Here is a 16,367-nt window from a genome sequence, read left to right as displayed (position 1 = left end):
TGGCGGCTGCTGAGACACACTCTGCCACAGGGCGGCCGCGGCGATCAGGGGTGGTGGATCGCGTCGTCGTCGTGGTCGAGGTGCGGGACGACCGTCGCCTGGAACGCGTCGACGGTGCGATCCACCACCTGCTGGAACGGGCAGTCCCAGATGTCCTGGTTGAAGAGCTCGACCTCGATGTCACCCGTGTACCCCGCCGCCTCGACGGCACGGGTGAGCGAGCCGAAGTCGACGACGCCGTCACCCGGATAGTGCCGGGAGAGGAGGACGTCCGCAGCGAGCGGTGTCGCCCAGTCGCACGCCTGGTAGCTGGAGATCCGACCGGTCGCACCAGCGCGGGCGATCTGCTCGAGCACCTGCGGGTCCCACCAGATGTGGAAGGTGTCGACGACCACCCCGACGGCCTCCGGAGCGAACTGCTCGGCGATGTCGAGGGCCTGACCGAGGGTCGAGACGACCGCGCGGTCCGAGGCGTACATCGGATGCAACGGCTCGATGGCCAGCTGCACGCCGGACTCGAGGGCGTGGTCGGTGAGCTCACCGATCGCGTCGCGGACGAGTTCGCGGGCGCCGAGGAGGTCGCGGGACCCGGCCGGGAGGCCGCCGACCACGAGGACGAGGGCCGGAGCGCCGAGGGCGGCGGCCTCGTCGATCGCGGTCCGGTTGTCATCGATCGACGTCCGGCGGTCCGGACCCTCGGGCATGGTGAAGAAGCCACCACGGCACAGGCTGGAGACACGCAGGCCGCTGTCCGTCAGGAGGCTCGCCGAGGCGGCGACGCCGTACTCCTGCACCGGCTCGCGCCAGGCGCCGAAGCTCGTGACCCCGGCCGCGGTAACGGCCGCGACCGCCTCCGGGAGGGTGGCGTACTTGATCGTGGCCTGGTTGACCGAGAGTCGCGGGTGCGGGGTGGTGCGCCCCTCGACAGGCTCGGGGACCGGGGTGCGGGCGGTGGTGCTCATCGGGTTCCTCCCGCAGCGGTCAGCGTGCCGACGACACCGGCCGTGCGCAGCAGGCCCGTCCAGCGCTCGGCGGCGAGTTCCGGGTGTTCGAGCGCGCCGGCCGCGTCGGCGAGGCGCACGATCTCCGACAGGTGCGGCAGGCTCCGGGCGGCGTGCAGGCCGCCGACCATCGAGAACGCCGGCTGGTGACCGTTCAACCAGCTGAGGAAGGCGATACCCGTCTTGTAGTAGTAGGTCGGCGCGGCGAAGATCTGGCGCGACAGGGCCTCGGTCGGTCGGAGGATCCGCTCGTAGGCGGCCGGGTCGCCGGCGTCGAGCGCCTGGATCGCGGCGGAGGCGGCCGGGGCAATCGCGGTGAACGCCCCGAGCAGGGCGTCGGAGTGTCCGACCGCGTCACCGGCGATGAGGTCGACGTAGTTGAAGTCGTCACCGGTGAACATCGTCGTGCCGGCCGGGAGGCGACGCCGGACGGCGATCTCCGCGTCGGCGTCGAGGAGGCTCATCTTGACTCCGGCGACGTGGTCGACGTGGTCGGTCATGATGCGCAGCAGGGTGTCCGAGGCTTCGGCGACGTCGCTTGCGCCGAAGTAGCCCTCGAGGCTCGGGTCGAACGCCGTGCCGAGCCAGTGCAGGACCACGGGCGCCTGCGCCGCCGACAGGACCCGGTCGTAGACGCGACGGTAGTCGTCGGCGGACTGTGCGGCCCTCGCAAGGTGTCGGCTGGCCATGATCACGGTCCCGGCGCCCGCGTCCTCCGCGAACGCGAGTTGTCCGAGGTAGGCGTCGGCGACCGTGTCGAGTGAGACGGTCTCGTCGCTGAGGTGGTCGGTGTTGACACCGACGACGAGCGCACCGCCGACGGAGGCGGCCTCCGCGGCGCTCCGGGTGATCAGCTCGCGCGTGGCGGTGGTGTCGAGTCCCATGTTCCGCTGGGCGGTGTCCATCGCGTCCGCCACGCCGAGGCCGTACGACCACACGTGGTGGCGGTAGGCGAGCGTCGCGTCCCAGTCGAGCTCGGCCGGCGCACCCGGCACGTTCTCCGCCCAAGGCTTCGGGACGACGTGCGCGGCGGCGTAGGCGGTGCGGCTCGTCAGGGGAGTGGTCGGGCGCTCGGCCACGACGGGCTCGCGGAGCTCCAGCGCGGTGACCGTGCCGTCGGTCGAGAGCAGCGGGACGGACGTCATCGTGCGACCGAGGCCTCGAGCGACGCCAGCTCCTCGTCCGCGCCGGGGGTGTCGCTCGTGCCTCCGAGCCTCACCTCGGGCAGGTCGAGGCGGCGGCCGGTGCGCGAGCTCTCGAGGCCGAGCTCGGCGAGCAGGACGCCGCGCGCACCGGCGAGCAGGTCGTACTCGTAGGGGCCGTCCTCGACGACGTGGCGCAGGAACTCCTCCCACTGCGTCTTGAACCCGTTCTCGAACACGTCGTTCGTCGGTATGTCCTGCCAGTCGCCCGCGTAGTCGTGGTCGTCGGCGAGGTCGGGGTTCCACACCGGCTTCGGGGTGACGTTCCGCGGCTGCACCTTGCAGCCGAAGAGGCCCGCCACCGCGGAGCCATGCGTGCCGTCGACCTGGAACTGCACGAGCTCGTCGCGGTCGACGCGGACCGTCCAGCTGGAGTTGAGCTGGGCGATCACGCCGCCCTCGAGCTCGAAGACCCCGTAGGCGGCGTCGTCCGCGGTGGCCGCGTAGGCCTCGCCCCGCTCGTCGAAGCGCTCGGGGATGTGCGTCGTGGCCTTCGCGTACACGGACTCGACCCGACCGAAGAGGTTCTCGAGCACGTAGCTCCAGTGCGGGAACATGTCGACGACGATGCCGCCGCCGTCCTCGGCCCGGTAGTTCCAGCTCGGGCGCTGCGCCGGCTGCCAGTCGCCCTCGAACACCCAGTAGCCGAACTCGCCACGGACGGAGAGGATCCGGCCGAAGAAGCCCGAGTCGATGAGGCGCTTGAGCTTGCGCAGCCCCGGCAGGTAGAGCTTGTCGTGCACGACGCCGTTCTTCACGCCCGCCTCGGCGGCGAGACGCGCGAGTTCCAACGCCTCCTCGAAGGACTCCGCCGTCGGCTTCTCCGTGTAGATGGTCTTGCCGGCCGCGATCGCCTTGCGCAGCGCTGTCGCGCGGGCCTTCGTGACGAGGAAGTCGGCGTAGACGTCCCAGCGGGGGTCGGCGAGGACCGCGTCGAGGTCGGTCGAGGTGTGCTCGATGCCGTGGCGCGTGGCGAGCTCGTCCAGGGTCGCCTGGTTGCGGCCGACGAGGATCAATTCGATCTGGCGGCGCGTGCCGTCGGACAGCTGCACGCCGCCCTGCTCCTGGATGGCCAGCAGCGACCGCACGAGGTGCTGCCGGTAGCCCATGCGCCCGGTGGCGCCGTTGACGATGATCCCGATGGTCTGCTCTGACACGGTGGCTCTTCCTCTGGTTCGTGTTCCGGTCCCGGCGGCCGCGGCTCGTCCGGAAAGCGTTTACCGAGTCACTGTAGAACGGCGTGCGGGGCCAAGGCAAGGGTTCGAACCGATTCGGTCACAGGTGATCACGGATCGAACACGGATGCGGATTGAATCGTTGCATCGTCCGATGAGGCCGTGATAGAACTTGATGCAGCTCAGCCGGGAAACGCTTTCCGGGAAGTCATCAACGACGATCGACAAGGAGGTCCGACGTGGTCCGTGCAACTCCAGGAGCGCCCAGGACGACACTCGCGAGGGGTGTTCGGTGAGCGCGCTCGGCGAGCTCCGCAAGCTCAGCGCCGGCAAACGCCCCCAGACGGCGGCCGAGAAGGCCTTCATCAAGAAGGACAACCGCCGCGACAACAAGGCCGCCTACCTGTTCCTCCTCCCGTGGCTCATCGGACTCGCCGTCATCACCGTCGGCCCGATGGTCGCCTCGCTCGCGCTGTCCTTCACGAAGTACAACCTCCTGCAGGCGCCGAAGTTCATCGGCGTCGACAACTTCATCCGCATGATGGGCGACGAGCGGCTTCACAACTCGCTCGGCGTCACCTTCGTGTACGTCTTCGTCTCGGTGCCGCTCCAACTCGCCGCGGCCCTGGCCCTGGCCGCCCTGCTCGACCGCGGTCTCCGTGGCCTCGCGATCTACCGGTCCGTGTACTACCTGCCGTCGCTCCTCGGCTCCTCCGTCGCCATCGCGGTGCTGTGGAAGCAGGTGTTCGGCGGCGAAGGCCTCGTGAACCAGTTCATCGCGATCTTCGGGATCGAGGGGCGCAGCTGGATCGCCGACCCGTCGACCGCCCTCTCGACCCTCATCACGCTCAACGTGTGGACCTTCGGCGCACCGATGGTGATCTTCCTCGCCGGTCTCCGCCAGATCCCCGTCATGTACCACGAGGCGGCGCAGATGGACGGCGCGACGAAGTGGCAGCGCTTCACCAAGATCACCCTGCCGCTGCTCACCCCGATCATCTTCTTCAACCTCGTGCTGCAGATCATCCACGCGTTCCAGGCCTTCACGCAGGCCTTCATCGTGTCGGGCGGAACGGGCGGCCCGGCCGACTCGACGCTGTTCTACACGCTGTACCTCTACAACCGCGGCTTCTCGAACTTCGACATGGGCTACGCCTCGGCCATGGCCTGGTTCCTGCTCCTCATCATCGGAGTCTTCACCGCGATCAACTTCTGGGCCTCGAAATACTGGGTGAACTACGATGACTGACACGCTGACCACACGGTCCATCACGACGGACAGCAAGAACCGCAGTCGCGAGGCCAAGGAGGCTGAACGCCAGTACCGCCGCGCTCGGGGCTGGTCGCCCTGGAAGTCGGTCCTGAAGCACATCGGCCTGATCCTCGTCGGCTTCATCATGCTCTACCCGGTGATCTGGCTCGTCGTCTCCTCGCTCCGCCCGACGGAGGAGATCTTCCGGAACCCCGGCATCGTCCTCGACAGCTTCGAGGTGAGCAACTACAGCGAGGGCTGGAACACCCTCTCGGAGCCGTTCCACGTCTTCCTGCTGAACTCCGTGCTCATCGTCCTCGGCTGCATCGTCGGCAACCTCGTGTCCTGCTCGATGGCCGCCTACGCCTTCGCCCGGCTGAAGTTCAGCGGTAAGCGCTGGTGGTTCGCGGCGATGCTCATGACGCTCATGCTGCCGATCCACGTCATCATCGTGCCGCAGTACATCATGTTCTCCCAGCTCGGCTTCGTGAACACGTACCTGCCGCTGATCCTGCCGAAGATCCTCGCGACCGACGCGTTCTTCGTCTTCCTCATGGTGCAGTTCATCCGCGGCATCCCGAAGGAACTCGACGAGGCGGCCCGCATCGACGGCTGCGGCCACCCCCGCATCTTCGGGGTCATCATCCTGCCGCTCATGGTGCCGGCGCTCGCGACGACCGCCATCTTCACCTTCATCTGGACGTGGAACGACTTCTTCAGTCAGCTCCTGTACCTGACGAAACCGGAGATGTACACGGTGCCGCTCGCACTCCGGGCGTTCATGGACGCGCAATCGTCCACCTCGTGGGGGCCGATGTTCGCCATGAGTGTCGTCTCGCTCCTGCCGATCTTCCTCGTCTTCCTGTTCGGTCAGCGGTTCCTCTTGAAGGGCATCGCGACGACCGGCGGCAAGTGAGGCCCGACCCACCGACCAGCACCACCGCAGCACCTGCACCAGACCACCAGCAGCAGACCCAGCACCACCGGATCCAGCAGCTCCGGATCCGGATCGATCGATTCGAAAGGGAACAGCATGAGCATCAGCAAGCACGGCAGAGCCGCCGGCTTCATCGCGACGGGAGCCGTCGCCGCCCTCCTCCTCGCCGGCTGCAGCGCCGGAGGCGACGCCGCCACCGAACTGTCCGACGAGCCCGTCACCCTCCGCTTCACCTGGTGGGGCAACGACGCCCGCACGGCGGCCACCCAGGAGGTCATCGCGGCCTTCGAGAAGGAACACCCGAACATCACCATCGAGCCGCAGTTCACAGACTGGGCCGGCTACTGGGACAAGCTCGCCACCGAGACAGCGGCGAACGACACCCCCGACATCATCCAGATGGACGAGAAGTACATCGCCACCTACGGCGACCGCGGCGCGCTCCTCGATCTCAACACCGTGACCGACCACCTCGACCTCGGCGACTTCCCCAAGGAGACGCTGACGTCCGGCACGGTCAACGACTCGCTCTACGGCATCCCCTCGGGGATCACGAGCTATTCCATCGTCGTGAACCCGAACCTGCTCGCCGCGGCCGGCATCGAGATGCCCGACGACGAGACCTGGACCTGGGACGACTTCACGGCGCTGAGCGAGCAGGTCTCGGCAGCCGGTGGCGGATCGGTCTACGGCTTCCAGCCCTTCGGCTTCGAGGACGGTGGCCTCAACAACTGGGCCCGTCAGCACGGCGACGAGCTGTACAACGACAAGGGCGAGGTGTCCATCAAGCCGGAGACGCTCGCCTCCTGGTGGACGTACCTGCTCGAGCTCGTGAACGACGGTGCGACGCCGCCGGCGTCCGCGATCGTCGAGAAGCAGGCCGGTGGGCTCGCCGAATCCTTCACCGCGACCAACGCCGCCGCGTTCGCCCCCTGGTGGAACAGCCAGCTGACGGCCCTGACCGAGGCGAGCGGTTCGCCGCTCGAACTCCTCCGGATCCCGACCGTCGACGGTGGGGCCGACGAGTCGGCGTACTACAAGCCGTCGATGTACTGGTCGGCGTCCGCCCGGACCGAGCACCCCGCCGAGGCGGCGCTGTTCATCGACTTCCTCGCCAACAGCGAGACCGCGGCCGACTCGCTCCTCACCGAGCGCGGCGTCCCCGCCAACACGAAGATCCGCGAGTACATCACGCCGAAGCTGGCGGAGACCGACCAGGCGGTCGTCGAGTTCCTCGACGGGCTCGCCGACGACATCGGTGAGCCGCCGACCGTCACGCCCGCCGGTGGCAGCGCGATCGAGGCGCTCGTGAAGCAGTACACCGAGCAGGTCCTCTTCGGGAAGAACACGCCCGACCAGGCCGCCGAGGGGTTCATCAAGGACCTCAAGGCCGCGGTCGCCGCCGGCTGACCCGGCCACAGCCCTCGACCGGCTCGGGGAACGACGTCCGTTCCCCGAGCCGGTCGACCGGCAGCTCCACCACCGCTTCATCCGAGGGGATCCCGTGACGACCGACCACCGCACCCGTCCGACCGGTCTCGCGCTGACGCACGAGGTCGGTTCGGCCGTCACCGTGCACCTCGACGGGATCGACATCCTGCGGTACACCTACCGACCGGACACGGTCCAGCGCGAATCGCCGAAGCCGTACCTCCACCCGGTGCGCACGGCAGGTGGCGCGCTCGTGACGCTGGCCAGACCGCACGATCACGTCTGGCACACCGGGATCGCGTGGGCCCTCCCGCACGTCGGCGACGACAACTTCTGGGGTGGCCCGACCTTCACCGGGACCGCCTACGAACAATTCGCGAACAACGGCCGCTCCGAGCACGTCGCGGTCACGGACGTCCGTGCCGACCCCGGCGAGGTGCGGTTCGCGCACACCCTCGCCTGGATCACGGAGGACGGTCGGCACGTCGTCGACGAGGAGCGCGCGCTCACGGTGCGACCGGCCGCCGGGGACTGGACGCTGACCTTCGAGACCCGGATGCGCAACGTCTCCGGCCGGGACCTGTCGATCGGGTCGCCCACGACGAAGGGTCGGGAGAACGCCGGCTACGGCGGGCTCTTCTGGCGCGGCCCACGATCCTTTACCGGCGGCACCCTCCACACCCCCGACGGGAGCGGCGGCGAGGAGCTGCGCGGCACCCGCCACGCATGGATGGGGTTCACCGGCCTCCACGACGGAACGTCCGCGGCGTCGAGCATCGTCATCGTCGACGACGTCCGGAACCCCGCGCACCCGCCGCAGTGGTTCGCGCGCACCGAGGAGTTCGCCGGACTCTGCCCGGCCCCCTTCTTCAGCGAGGAGCTGCCGTTCGGAGCCGACGAGACCCTCGAGTTCCGCTACGCCGTCGTCGTCGCCGACGGTGCAGCCGGTGACGGCCGGGCTGTGGCGCTCGCCGCATCCGGTCGCGACGCACTCGAACGCTCGCGTTCGGGCCGTTCCGATCCCCACGACAGCGCGTCCATCGCAACGCCCGCCGCACCGACCCGGAAGGACCCACGCGCATGACCACGACCCGCGAACGCTACGCCCTCGTCGGCACCGGACACCGCTCGCAGATGTACCTCGACGCCATCGTCGGCCCGCACGCCGACGTCGCCGAGCTCGTCGCCTGGAGCGACAGCAACCCCGGCCGGCTCGACCACTACGAGGGGGTCCTCGCCGAGCAGGGTGTCCCGCTGCCGGCTCGATACGGCCCGGGCGACGTCGAGCGGATGATCGCCGAGCAGCGCGTCGACCGGGTGATCGTGACGACCCCCGACTTCACGCACGCCGAGATCGTCTCGCGCGCGCTCCTCGCCGGTGCCGACGTCGTCGTCGAGAAGCCGCTCACCATCGACCGCGAGGGCGTCGAGCGCATCGCGGCGGCCGTCGCCGAGAGCGGCCGGAACGTCGTCACGACCTTCAACTACCGCTACAGCCCGCGGAACTCGGAGCTGCGCCGCATCGTGCAGGACGGTGGGATCGGACGGGTGACGGGCGTGCACTTCGAGTGGGTGCTCGACACCGTGCACGGCGCCGACTACTTCCGCCGCTGGCACCGTGAGAAGGAGCATTCCGGCGGGCTCCTCATCCACAAGGCGTCGCACCACTTCGACCTCGTCAACTGGTGGATCGGGGCTCGGCCGGCCTCCGTCTACGCCACCGGCGGCCTCCGCTTCTACGGCGATGCCAACGCGGCCGAACGCGGGCTCGCTGCGCGTCCGGGACGTGGATCGGTACCGGACGACGCCGAGGCGGCGGCTCGCGATCGCCCGAACGACCCGTTCGCCCTCGACCTGCGTGACGACCCGCGGCTCGAGTCGCTCTACCTGCGGGCCGAGCAGCACGACGGATACCTGCGCGACCGCGACGTCTTCTCGCCCGGGATCGACATCGAGGACAACCTGTCCGTCCTCGTCGAGTACGACGGGGGCGCCTCGCTCAGCTACTCCCTGAACGCCCACGCGCCGTGGGAGGGGTACCGCGTCTCCATCAACGGGACGGAGGGCAGGGTCGAGCTCGAGGTCGTGGAGCGCGCCGCCGTGCTCGTGGGGGCCGATGGGCGCGTCGTCCTCGACCCGAGCCTGAGCGGCGACGACGAGACCGCGAACGGCGCCGCGTCCGTCGCGCCGGTGCGTTCGCGCGGAGAACGCCTCGTGCTGCAACGCCACTGGGAGGAGGCCCGCGAGATCGAGATCCCCGAGGGCGTCGGCGGACACGGCGGCGGCGACGCGTTCCTGCTGCGGCACCTGTTCGACCGCGTCACCGAGGACGAACTGGGACGGCCCGCCGGCTACGACGACGGCGTGCGGGCGATCTCCGTCGGCATCGCCGGGAACGAGTCGCTGCTGACCGGGCGTCCGGTCGCGACGATCGCGCCGTGAGCTGCGGCCCGGAGGCCGGCACCGGCGCCGACTCGGACGTCGGGTCGATCCCGGCCGCTGAGCCGGTGACCGGGCCCGCCCTGATCACCGAGTCTGCTTCGGCCGCTGAGTCTGTTCCGGCCACCGAGCCCGTTCCGGTCGCCGGGGCAACCCCGATCACTGAGCCTGTCGAAGTGCGCCCGACGCCCGTGCTGACCGCCGCCCTGTTTCCGGTCGATGGGGCAACCCCGGTCACTGAGCCTGTCGAAGTGCGCCCGACGACCGTGCTGACCGCCGCCCTGTTTCCGGTCGATGGGGCAACCCCGGTCACTGAGCCTGTCGAAGTGCGCCCGACGCCCGTGCCGACCGCCGCCCTGTTTCCGGTCGATGGGGCGACCCCGGTCACTGAGCCTGTCGAAGTGCGCCCGACGACCGCCCCATCTTCGCCCGACGAGGGTGTCAACGTGCGCGCCAGGTCGTTCGCACCTCCACCCGGCCGCGACCCCGGTCTGCGGGCGCTAGCCGCCCGGTTCAGAGAGTCGATCCGGGGCATCAGTACCGCAGACGGATCGCTCGACACCACGCGCACGCGCCTCGCCGAGGTCCTCGGTGTGCTCCCACGACCGGTGCAGCCCGAGCCGCCCCAGGAGCTCGGCCGCTGGACCCGCGACGGCGTCGACGGGGTCGAACTCCGCTGGTCGACCGGGTTCGGTGTGCCGACGTCGGCGTGGCTCCTGCGTCCGGCCGGCGAGACGAGCCCGCTCCCGGGCGCGCTGGCGCTGCACGACCACGGCGGTTTCACGCGCGTCGGGCGGGAGAAGCTCGCGGACGGACCCGACGGTGTCCCTGCCACGACGTCCGTGTCACGGGAGGAGTTGCAGGCGTTCCGCGACCGCTATTACGGAGGCCGCGCCGTCGCGTCCGACCTCGCGCGCGACGGGTTCGCCGTGCTCGTGCACGATGCGTTCGGGTGGGGATCACGGCGGATCCCGGACGAGGCCGTCGCCGAACGCTTCCATCGGACCGTCGACCTGCAGCTCGCCGGTCGTCGGTTCGCGTCGGTGCAGCGCGGGGAGCAGCCCGCGGCGGTGTCGCCCGGGCAGCGGTCCGAGCTTCTCGCGGGGGCCAACGAGCCGCAGCTCGCGAAGGAGCTGGGCGTCCTGAGCACGTCGCTCGCCGGTCTCGTCCTCCGCGACGACCTCATCGCGGTCGACCAGCTGGCGGCCGCGCCCGGGGTCCGTTCCGGAGCCGTCTCGTGCTTCGGTCTCTCCGGCGGCGGTGCCCGGGCCGTTCTGCTCGCAGCCATGGACGACCGGATCCGCGCTGCCGGCGTGGTCGCGATGATGTCGACGTTCGACGGGGTGCTCGACGGGCATGCCGATCAGCACTCGTGGACGTTCCTGTCACCAGGCCTGTCACGGGTCGGCGACTGGCCGGAGCTCGCATCCCTGCGCCCCCGTTTGCCGCTCCTCGTCCAGTACGCCGAGCGCGACGAGCTCTTCGAGCCGGCCGGCATGCGTGATGCCCACGCGATGCTCACTGAGCGGTACCGGTCCGGTGGCGAGCGCTCGGCCTACACGGGCACGTTCCATGACGAACCGCACAGCTGGTCGGCCTCGATGCAGGCCGAGCTGCGCGCCTGGCTTACCGCCGCCCTCGCCTGACCGACCCTGGTCCCGTCCCCGACTCAGGAGATGTCCGGTGTGTCGGGGCTGGGCTGGGGCGGCACGCCGGGAGAGTCCTGAGTTGGGGACGGTGGTCGCGGTGTTCGCAATTCAGGGCGGTTGCGGCGTGTCGGGCCCGGGGCGGGTGCTGTGGTGGGTGGCGCGCCGGGTGCGTCCTGAGTTGTGAACGTGGGTGGGTGTGGGCGGTGGGGTGTCCCCAACTCAGGAGACGTCCGGTGTGTCGGGGCTGGGCTGGGGCGGCACGCCGGCGGAGTCCTGAGTTGGGGACGGTGGTCGCGGTGTTCGCAATTCAGGACGGGTGCGGCGTGTTGGGGTGTGGGACGGGGCTGGGGTGGGTGGCGCGCCGGGTGCGTCCTGAGTTGTGAACGTGGGTGGGTGTGGGTGGTGGGGTGTCCCCTTCTCAGGAGACGTCCGGTGTGTCGGGGCTGGGCTGGGGCGGCACGCCGGGGGAGTCCTGAGTCGGGGACGGACAGGACGGCGGTCAGGCGCGGGCTGGGACGGGCAGCTCCAGGACGCCGTCGACGCGGCGGGGGAGACGCAGTGGGTTCGCCTCGTGCAGGGCCTCGGGGAGCACACGCTCGGGTGCGTCCTGGTAGACGATCGGACGCTGGAAGCGGCGCACCGCCGACGCGCCCACCGAGGTGTGGAGCGAGGTCGTCGCCGGCCACGGTCCGCCGTGGTGCTGCGCCCAGCCGACCGCGACACCCGTCGGCCAGCCCCCGAAGAGCACTCGCCCGGCGATCGGCTCGAGCCGCGACACGAGACCGGCGATGTCCTCACCGGGCGCCGCGTGCACGGTCGCCGTGAGCGCGCCACCGACCTCGGCCAGGACCGCGTGCAGCTCGGCGTCGTCCGCGACCTCGATGACGAGCGTCGCCGGCCCGAAGATCTCCTCGAGCAGGACCTCCAGGGCGTCGAGCACCGTCGCGGCGGTGGTCGCGAGGACGGTCGGAACGCCGGAATCCGCAGCCGCCGTCCCGCCGCCGAGGAGCGTCCGTACCCCGGGATGGCCGGCGGCGCGAGCGGTGCCCGCGGCGTACGACTCGGCGATGCCCGGCGTCAGCATGCGCCCGGCGACGGTGTCCGCCGCGGCCTGCGCGACGAGCTCGGCGAACCCGCTGCCGCTCGGCACGAGCACGAGACCGGGGTTCGTGCAGAACTGCCCCACACCGAGGGTGAACGACGCCGCCAGTCCGCGCGCGAGTTCACCTGCCGCCTCGCCCCGCAGTGCGGCCTCGGTGATGACGACGGGGTTCGTGCTGCCGAGCTCGCCGTAGAACGGGATCGGGGCCGGCCGCTGCGACGCGAGGTCGAACAGAGTGCGCCCGCCGGCGAGTGAGCCGGTGAACCCGACCGCGGTGATCGCCGGGTGCTGCACGAGGGCGGTGCCCTGCTCGCGACCCTCGACGAGCGCGAACGTGCCGTCCGGGGCGCCGGCCGAGCGCAAGGCCTCGGTGACGATCGTCGCGGTCAGTCGCGAAAGCCGCGGGTGGGCGGAGTGCGCCTTCACGATGACCGGACATCCGGCAGCCAGGGCTGACGCCGTGTCGCCACCGGCGACCGAGAACGCGAACGGGAAGTTGGACGCGCTGAAGACCGCGACCGGCCCCGTCGGCCGGAGCATGCGTCGCAGCTCCGGCTTGGGCGGGGTGGCGGAGGCATCGGCGTGGTCGATGACGACCTCGAGGAATGCGCCGTCGTGGAGGACGGCGGCGAACAGCCGCAGCTGGCCCGTCGTCCGCGCGACCTCGCCCGTGAGGCGCGCGGTCCCGAGGTGGGACTCCTCGTCGGCGAGTGCGACGAGCTCGTCGACCCGTCCGTCGAGGGCGTCGGCGACGGCCTCGAGCCAGGCGGCGCGGGTCGAGGGCACGGTGGATGCGAGCTCGGAGGAGGCCGCGCCTGCTGCCGCGGCGACCTCGTCGAGGGTCGGAACGGCGGCACGTCCCGCATCGGACGCGGCGTCGCTAGTGTGACCTGCGGGGGCGACGGTCTCGCCGCCGTGGCCCACGCTGCTGCTGCTGCCGCCGTTGCCGCTGCCGTCGGCGTCGTCGATACGTCCGCGGACGCTGTCCGAATCGTCGGTGCGCGACCTGGCGGGGGTGGTGCGGTCGATCGTGCCGGTGCTGTGGTCGGTGTCGTGCATGGTGATGACTCCTCGGGGATGCGGATGCGGCTGGTGGAGATCGGGCGAGTGGCGGATCGGGCGGCGGACGGGTCAGTGCGCGACAGGAGCGCTCTCGGCGATCCGGTCGCGGATGACGAATCCGAGGCCGGGTCGCTGCTCGACCTGCACCAGTCCGTCCGCGACGGTGACCGGTCCGGGCGGATCGATGGCGCCGATGGCCACGAAGCCCGCGTCCTCGACGTCCTCGACCTCGGTGACCTGCGGGAGGGCGAGGGCGAGCTGCCCGGAGAGGTCGGGGAGCAGATGCGGCGCGAGCGTCAGCCCGGCGTCGTCGACGAGCGCGGCGATCGCGAGAAAGGGGGTGATGCCGCCGACGCGCACCACGTTCGGTTGCAGGACGTCGGCGACGCCACGGTCGACGAGGTCGCGGAACCGGTGGATCGTGTGCACGTTCTCGCCCAGAGCGATCGGGATGTCGGTCGCCTGGCGCAGCCGTTCGTACGCCGCGGTGTCGTCGGAGCGCAGCGGCTCTTCGATCCACGCCGGGTCGACGACGCCGAGCCGTTCCAGGGACGAGACCGCGCGGTCGACGTCCCAGCGCTGGTTCGCGTCGATCATGAGCCGGCGGTCCGGTCCGAGCAGTTCGCGCACCATCGTCACGCGGTCGACGTCCTCGGCGAGGTCTGGCTTACCGACCTTGATCTTGACGGCGTCGTAGCCCGCCGCGATCCACCGCTCGACCTGCGCGGCGAGCGAGGCGGCGTCGAGGTGGAGGTTGACGCCACTGCCGTACGCCCGGACCGTGTCGCGTCGACGGCCGAGGAGGTCGGAGAGCCCGAGACCGGCCCGTCGCCCACGGAGGTCCCAGAGCGCGGTGTCGAGCCCGGCGAGCGCGATCGTGGTGATCCCGCCACCACCGGCCTCGTGCAGATGCGCCCACAGCCGGGGCCAGAGCGCTTCGGGGTCGGTCGTCGCTCCGAGGGCGGCGGCCGTGATGTCGTCGTCGAGCAGCGCGCAGACGGCCGTCGCTCCGATCGTCGGTGTCCACGTGAAGCCCGAGCCGGTCGCCCCCTCGGCGTCGACGACGTCCACGCGGATGAGATGCAGCCACGGCGCCTCGGGCACCCAGGGGCGCGGCATGGTGAACCGGCCGAGCGAGGTGGTGATGGAGGCGATCCCCGGCATCGTCAGCGCCCTGTGGCGAGGGTCGCGTGCTCGGCGACGAGGTCGGCGCCGGTCGCGAGCAGCGCCTCCAGGCGGTCGGTCTGCTCGGGGGTCGGATCGACGAAGGGCGATCGCACGGAACCGACCGGGAGGCCACCGAGCCGGACGCCGGTCTTGATGAGCGACACGGCGAAGCCGGGGGTCTCGTCGCGGAGGCCGACCAGTGGGCGGTAGAACTCGCGCAGCAGGCGTTCTCGGAGCGGCTCGTCGTGCTCGGTGTACGCGCGGTAGAACAGCGTCGCGAGCTCCGGCATCATGGCGAAGACGGCCGAGGAGTAGAGCGGGATGCCGATGCTGCGGTAGGCGGCCTGCGTGAGCTCGGCGGTGAGGAGGCCGTTGAAGAAGGCGAAGTCGTCTCGTCCCTCCTCGTGCACCGCCAGCACGATGTCCTGGGCGGCCGCGACGTCGCCGACGCCGTCCTTGAAGCCGACGACCTGCGGGTTGCGCGCGAGGTGGCGCATCGTCGCCGTCGTGTACCGGGCGTTGTTCCGGTGGTAGACGATCGCCGGGAGGCTCGTCGCCGAGAGGACGTCCTCGACGTACGCCTGCAGTCCGGCCGCCGGCCCGGAGACGAGGTACGGCGGCATGAGCAGGATCGCGTCGGCTCCCGCCTCCTCGGCCGCCACGGCGAGTTCCTTCGCGGTCGCCACGCCTCCTCCGGCGCCACCGATGACCGGGACGGCGCCGTCGACGACCTCGACGGTCCGCCGGACGACGCGGGCGGCCTCCGACGGCGACATCGCGTGCAACTCGCCGGTGCCGCAGGCGGGGAACACTCCACCGGGTCGGTGTTCGAGTCGCGACTCGAGGTGGGTGCCGAGGAGCCTCAGGTCGACCTCGCCCGCGGCGTCGAAGGGGGTGATCGGGAAGTACAGGACGCCGTCGAAGGCGAGCGGTGCTGGCATGGTGGAGGTCCTCGTCATCGTGGGGCTGGGGCTGGAACAGGAATGGTGGCCGGCCGGCCGGTGTCGGCGGCGAGCAGATCGGTGAGCCTGGCCGCCTCGGCGGGGCTGAGCACGGATCGCCAGTCGTGCTCCGGCCGCCACCCGAGGTGGGCGGAGGCCTTCGCGCTGCTGAAGGCGGCGGCTCGGTCGACGAGTCCGTCGGCGAATCCGGCGGTGCTCGGGACGTGAGCGGGCAGCAGGGTGGACAGGGGCGCGAGGGCCAGTGCGTCGTCGGCACCGACGAAGTAGATCTCACCGGAGTGCCGGGCTTCCGCGCGATCGATCCAGGCGGCGACGAAGCGACCTGCGTCGCGCGCGTCCACGTAGTTGTACAGGGACACGGCTGCGAGGGCGGGATCGGCGAGCCGGTCGACGATGGTGTGCCCCTGCTGCGTCGGTGCGCCCTCCCACTCCTCCGGGGAGACGACGAAGCACGGCCGGAAGGTGCCGGTCACGACGGCGTCGCGGTGGGCTCGGGCGAGCATCGCGACCATCGACTCGATCGCGACCTTCGACAGCGCGTAGGCGTTCCACGGGGCGACCCGGTGCTCCTCGGTGATGGGGAGCGCCTCGGGCGTCCACCCGTGCGGGGCGCCGTAGCCGATGACGGTCGGGCTGCTCGCGGCCAGCAGCCGGGTGGCTCCGGCGGCGATCCCCGCGGTGAGGGCGGTGAAGGCGAGCGTCTGGTTGGTCGACAGGATGACGTGCTCCGGCGCGCTGAAGGGCACGGCGATCGCCGCCAGGTGCACGACCGCGTCGGGCCGCAGGGCGGCGAAGAGCTCATGGGTGGCGTCGTGGTCGAGGAGGTCCGCGGTCCGGCCCTCGACGCCGGGGAGCCCGGGGTCGGTCCGATCGACGGAGACGACCTCGTGGCCTGCTTCGGTGAGGGCGCTCGCGACGCTCCGCCCGAGTCGTCCTGCGCCGCCGGTGACGATGATGCGCATCGGTGTCCTCTCTGACCACGTCCGGG

General features: G+C 70.8%; 13 protein-coding genes. 6 read left to right on the top strand and 7 right to left on the bottom strand.

Annotated features, from left to right (window positions below):
- Positions 1–44 precede the first annotated feature (44 nt).
- From QRN44_RS09490 to QRN44_RS09480, 3 genes are read right to left on the bottom strand one after another with little or no spacing between them, the layout of a single operon-like run.
- Positions 45–962, bottom strand: coding sequence for a sugar phosphate isomerase/epimerase family protein (locus QRN44_RS09490; protein ID WP_285038994.1), 918 nt, complete (start codon positions 960–962; stop codon positions 45–47).
- Positions 959–2,146 carry a dihydrodipicolinate synthase family protein gene (locus tag QRN44_RS09485; RefSeq protein WP_285038993.1) on the bottom strand — a complete coding sequence of 396 codons (1,188 nt, stop codon included), beginning with the start codon at positions 2,144–2,146 and terminating at the stop codon, positions 959–961. Before QRN44_RS09485 ends, QRN44_RS09490 begins: the two co-directional genes overlap by 4 nt.
- Positions 2,143–3,312, bottom strand: coding sequence for a Gfo/Idh/MocA family protein (locus tag QRN44_RS09480; protein ID WP_285039046.1), 1,170 nt, complete (start codon positions 3,310–3,312; stop codon positions 2,143–2,145). The genes QRN44_RS09485 and QRN44_RS09480 overlap by 4 nt, the downstream gene beginning before the upstream one ends.
- Before the next feature lie 358 nt (positions 3,313–3,670).
- Between QRN44_RS09480 and QRN44_RS09475 the strand changes: the two genes are divergently transcribed.
- From QRN44_RS09475 to QRN44_RS09450, 6 genes are all read left to right on the top strand, one after another.
- A complete protein-coding gene (locus tag QRN44_RS09475) occupies positions 3,671–4,627 on the top strand; it encodes a carbohydrate ABC transporter permease (RefSeq protein ID WP_064295713.1) in 957 nt (318 codons plus the stop codon).
- Positions 4,620–5,546, top strand: a complete 927-nt coding sequence (locus QRN44_RS09470; protein ID WP_079003233.1) for a carbohydrate ABC transporter permease — start codon at positions 4,620–4,622, stop codon at positions 5,544–5,546. Before QRN44_RS09475 ends, QRN44_RS09470 begins: the two co-directional genes overlap by 8 nt.
- A 117-nt stretch (positions 5,547–5,663) precedes the next feature.
- Positions 5,664–6,977 carry an ABC transporter substrate-binding protein gene (locus QRN44_RS09465; RefSeq protein ID WP_083397120.1) on the top strand — a complete coding sequence of 438 codons (1,314 nt, stop codon included), beginning with the start codon at positions 5,664–5,666 and terminating at the stop codon, positions 6,975–6,977.
- A gap of 94 nt (positions 6,978–7,071) precedes the next feature.
- The gene (locus QRN44_RS09460; protein ID WP_285038992.1) at positions 7,072–8,082 is read left to right on the top strand and encodes a DUF6807 domain-containing protein; all 1,011 of its coding nucleotides are present in this window, start codon (positions 7,072–7,074) and stop codon (positions 8,080–8,082) included.
- Complete coding sequence (locus QRN44_RS09455) at positions 8,079–9,440, top strand: Gfo/Idh/MocA family protein (protein WP_285038991.1); 1,362 nt, start codon at positions 8,079–8,081, stop codon at positions 9,438–9,440. The genes QRN44_RS09460 and QRN44_RS09455 overlap by 4 nt, the downstream gene beginning before the upstream one ends.
- A 443-nt stretch (positions 9,441–9,883) precedes the next feature.
- Positions 9,884–11,083 (top strand): dienelactone hydrolase family protein, encoded by a 1,200-nt coding sequence (locus tag QRN44_RS09450; protein ID WP_285038990.1) that lies wholly within the window; start codon positions 9,884–9,886, stop codon positions 11,081–11,083.
- 502 nt (positions 11,084–11,585) lie between these two features.
- Here the strand turns inward: QRN44_RS09450 and QRN44_RS09445 are convergent.
- The 4 genes from QRN44_RS09445 to QRN44_RS09430 all read right to left on the bottom strand — a co-directional run bounded on the left by QRN44_RS09445 (position 11,586) and on the right by QRN44_RS09430 (position 16,341).
- Positions 11,586–13,247 carry an aldehyde dehydrogenase (NADP(+)) gene (locus QRN44_RS09445; protein WP_285038989.1) on the bottom strand — a complete coding sequence of 554 codons (1,662 nt, stop codon included), beginning with the start codon at positions 13,245–13,247 and terminating at the stop codon, positions 11,586–11,588.
- A gap of 72 nt (positions 13,248–13,319) precedes the next feature.
- Positions 13,320–14,414 carry a mandelate racemase/muconate lactonizing enzyme family protein gene (locus QRN44_RS09440; RefSeq protein ID WP_285038988.1) on the bottom strand — a complete coding sequence of 365 codons (1,095 nt, stop codon included), beginning with the start codon at positions 14,412–14,414 and terminating at the stop codon, positions 13,320–13,322.
- A 2-nt stretch (positions 14,415–14,416) separates the two neighbouring features.
- Entirely contained in the window at positions 14,417–15,358 is a 942-nt protein-coding gene (locus QRN44_RS09435; protein WP_285038987.1) for a 5-dehydro-4-deoxyglucarate dehydratase, read from the bottom strand.
- A gap of 14 nt (positions 15,359–15,372) precedes the next feature.
- Positions 15,373–16,341 (bottom strand): NAD-dependent epimerase/dehydratase family protein, encoded by a 969-nt coding sequence (locus QRN44_RS09430; protein ID WP_285038986.1) that lies wholly within the window; start codon positions 16,339–16,341, stop codon positions 15,373–15,375.
- Positions 16,342–16,367 lie beyond the last annotated feature (26 nt).

The sequence above is a fragment of the Plantibacter sp. lyk4-40-MEA-4 genome, assembly GCF_030209415.1.
In the GTDB taxonomy this organism is placed as follows: Bacteria; Actinomycetota; Actinomycetes; order Actinomycetales; family Microbacteriaceae; genus Plantibacter; species Plantibacter flavus_A.
This window is presented reverse-complemented; position numbering and strand designations above follow the sequence as displayed.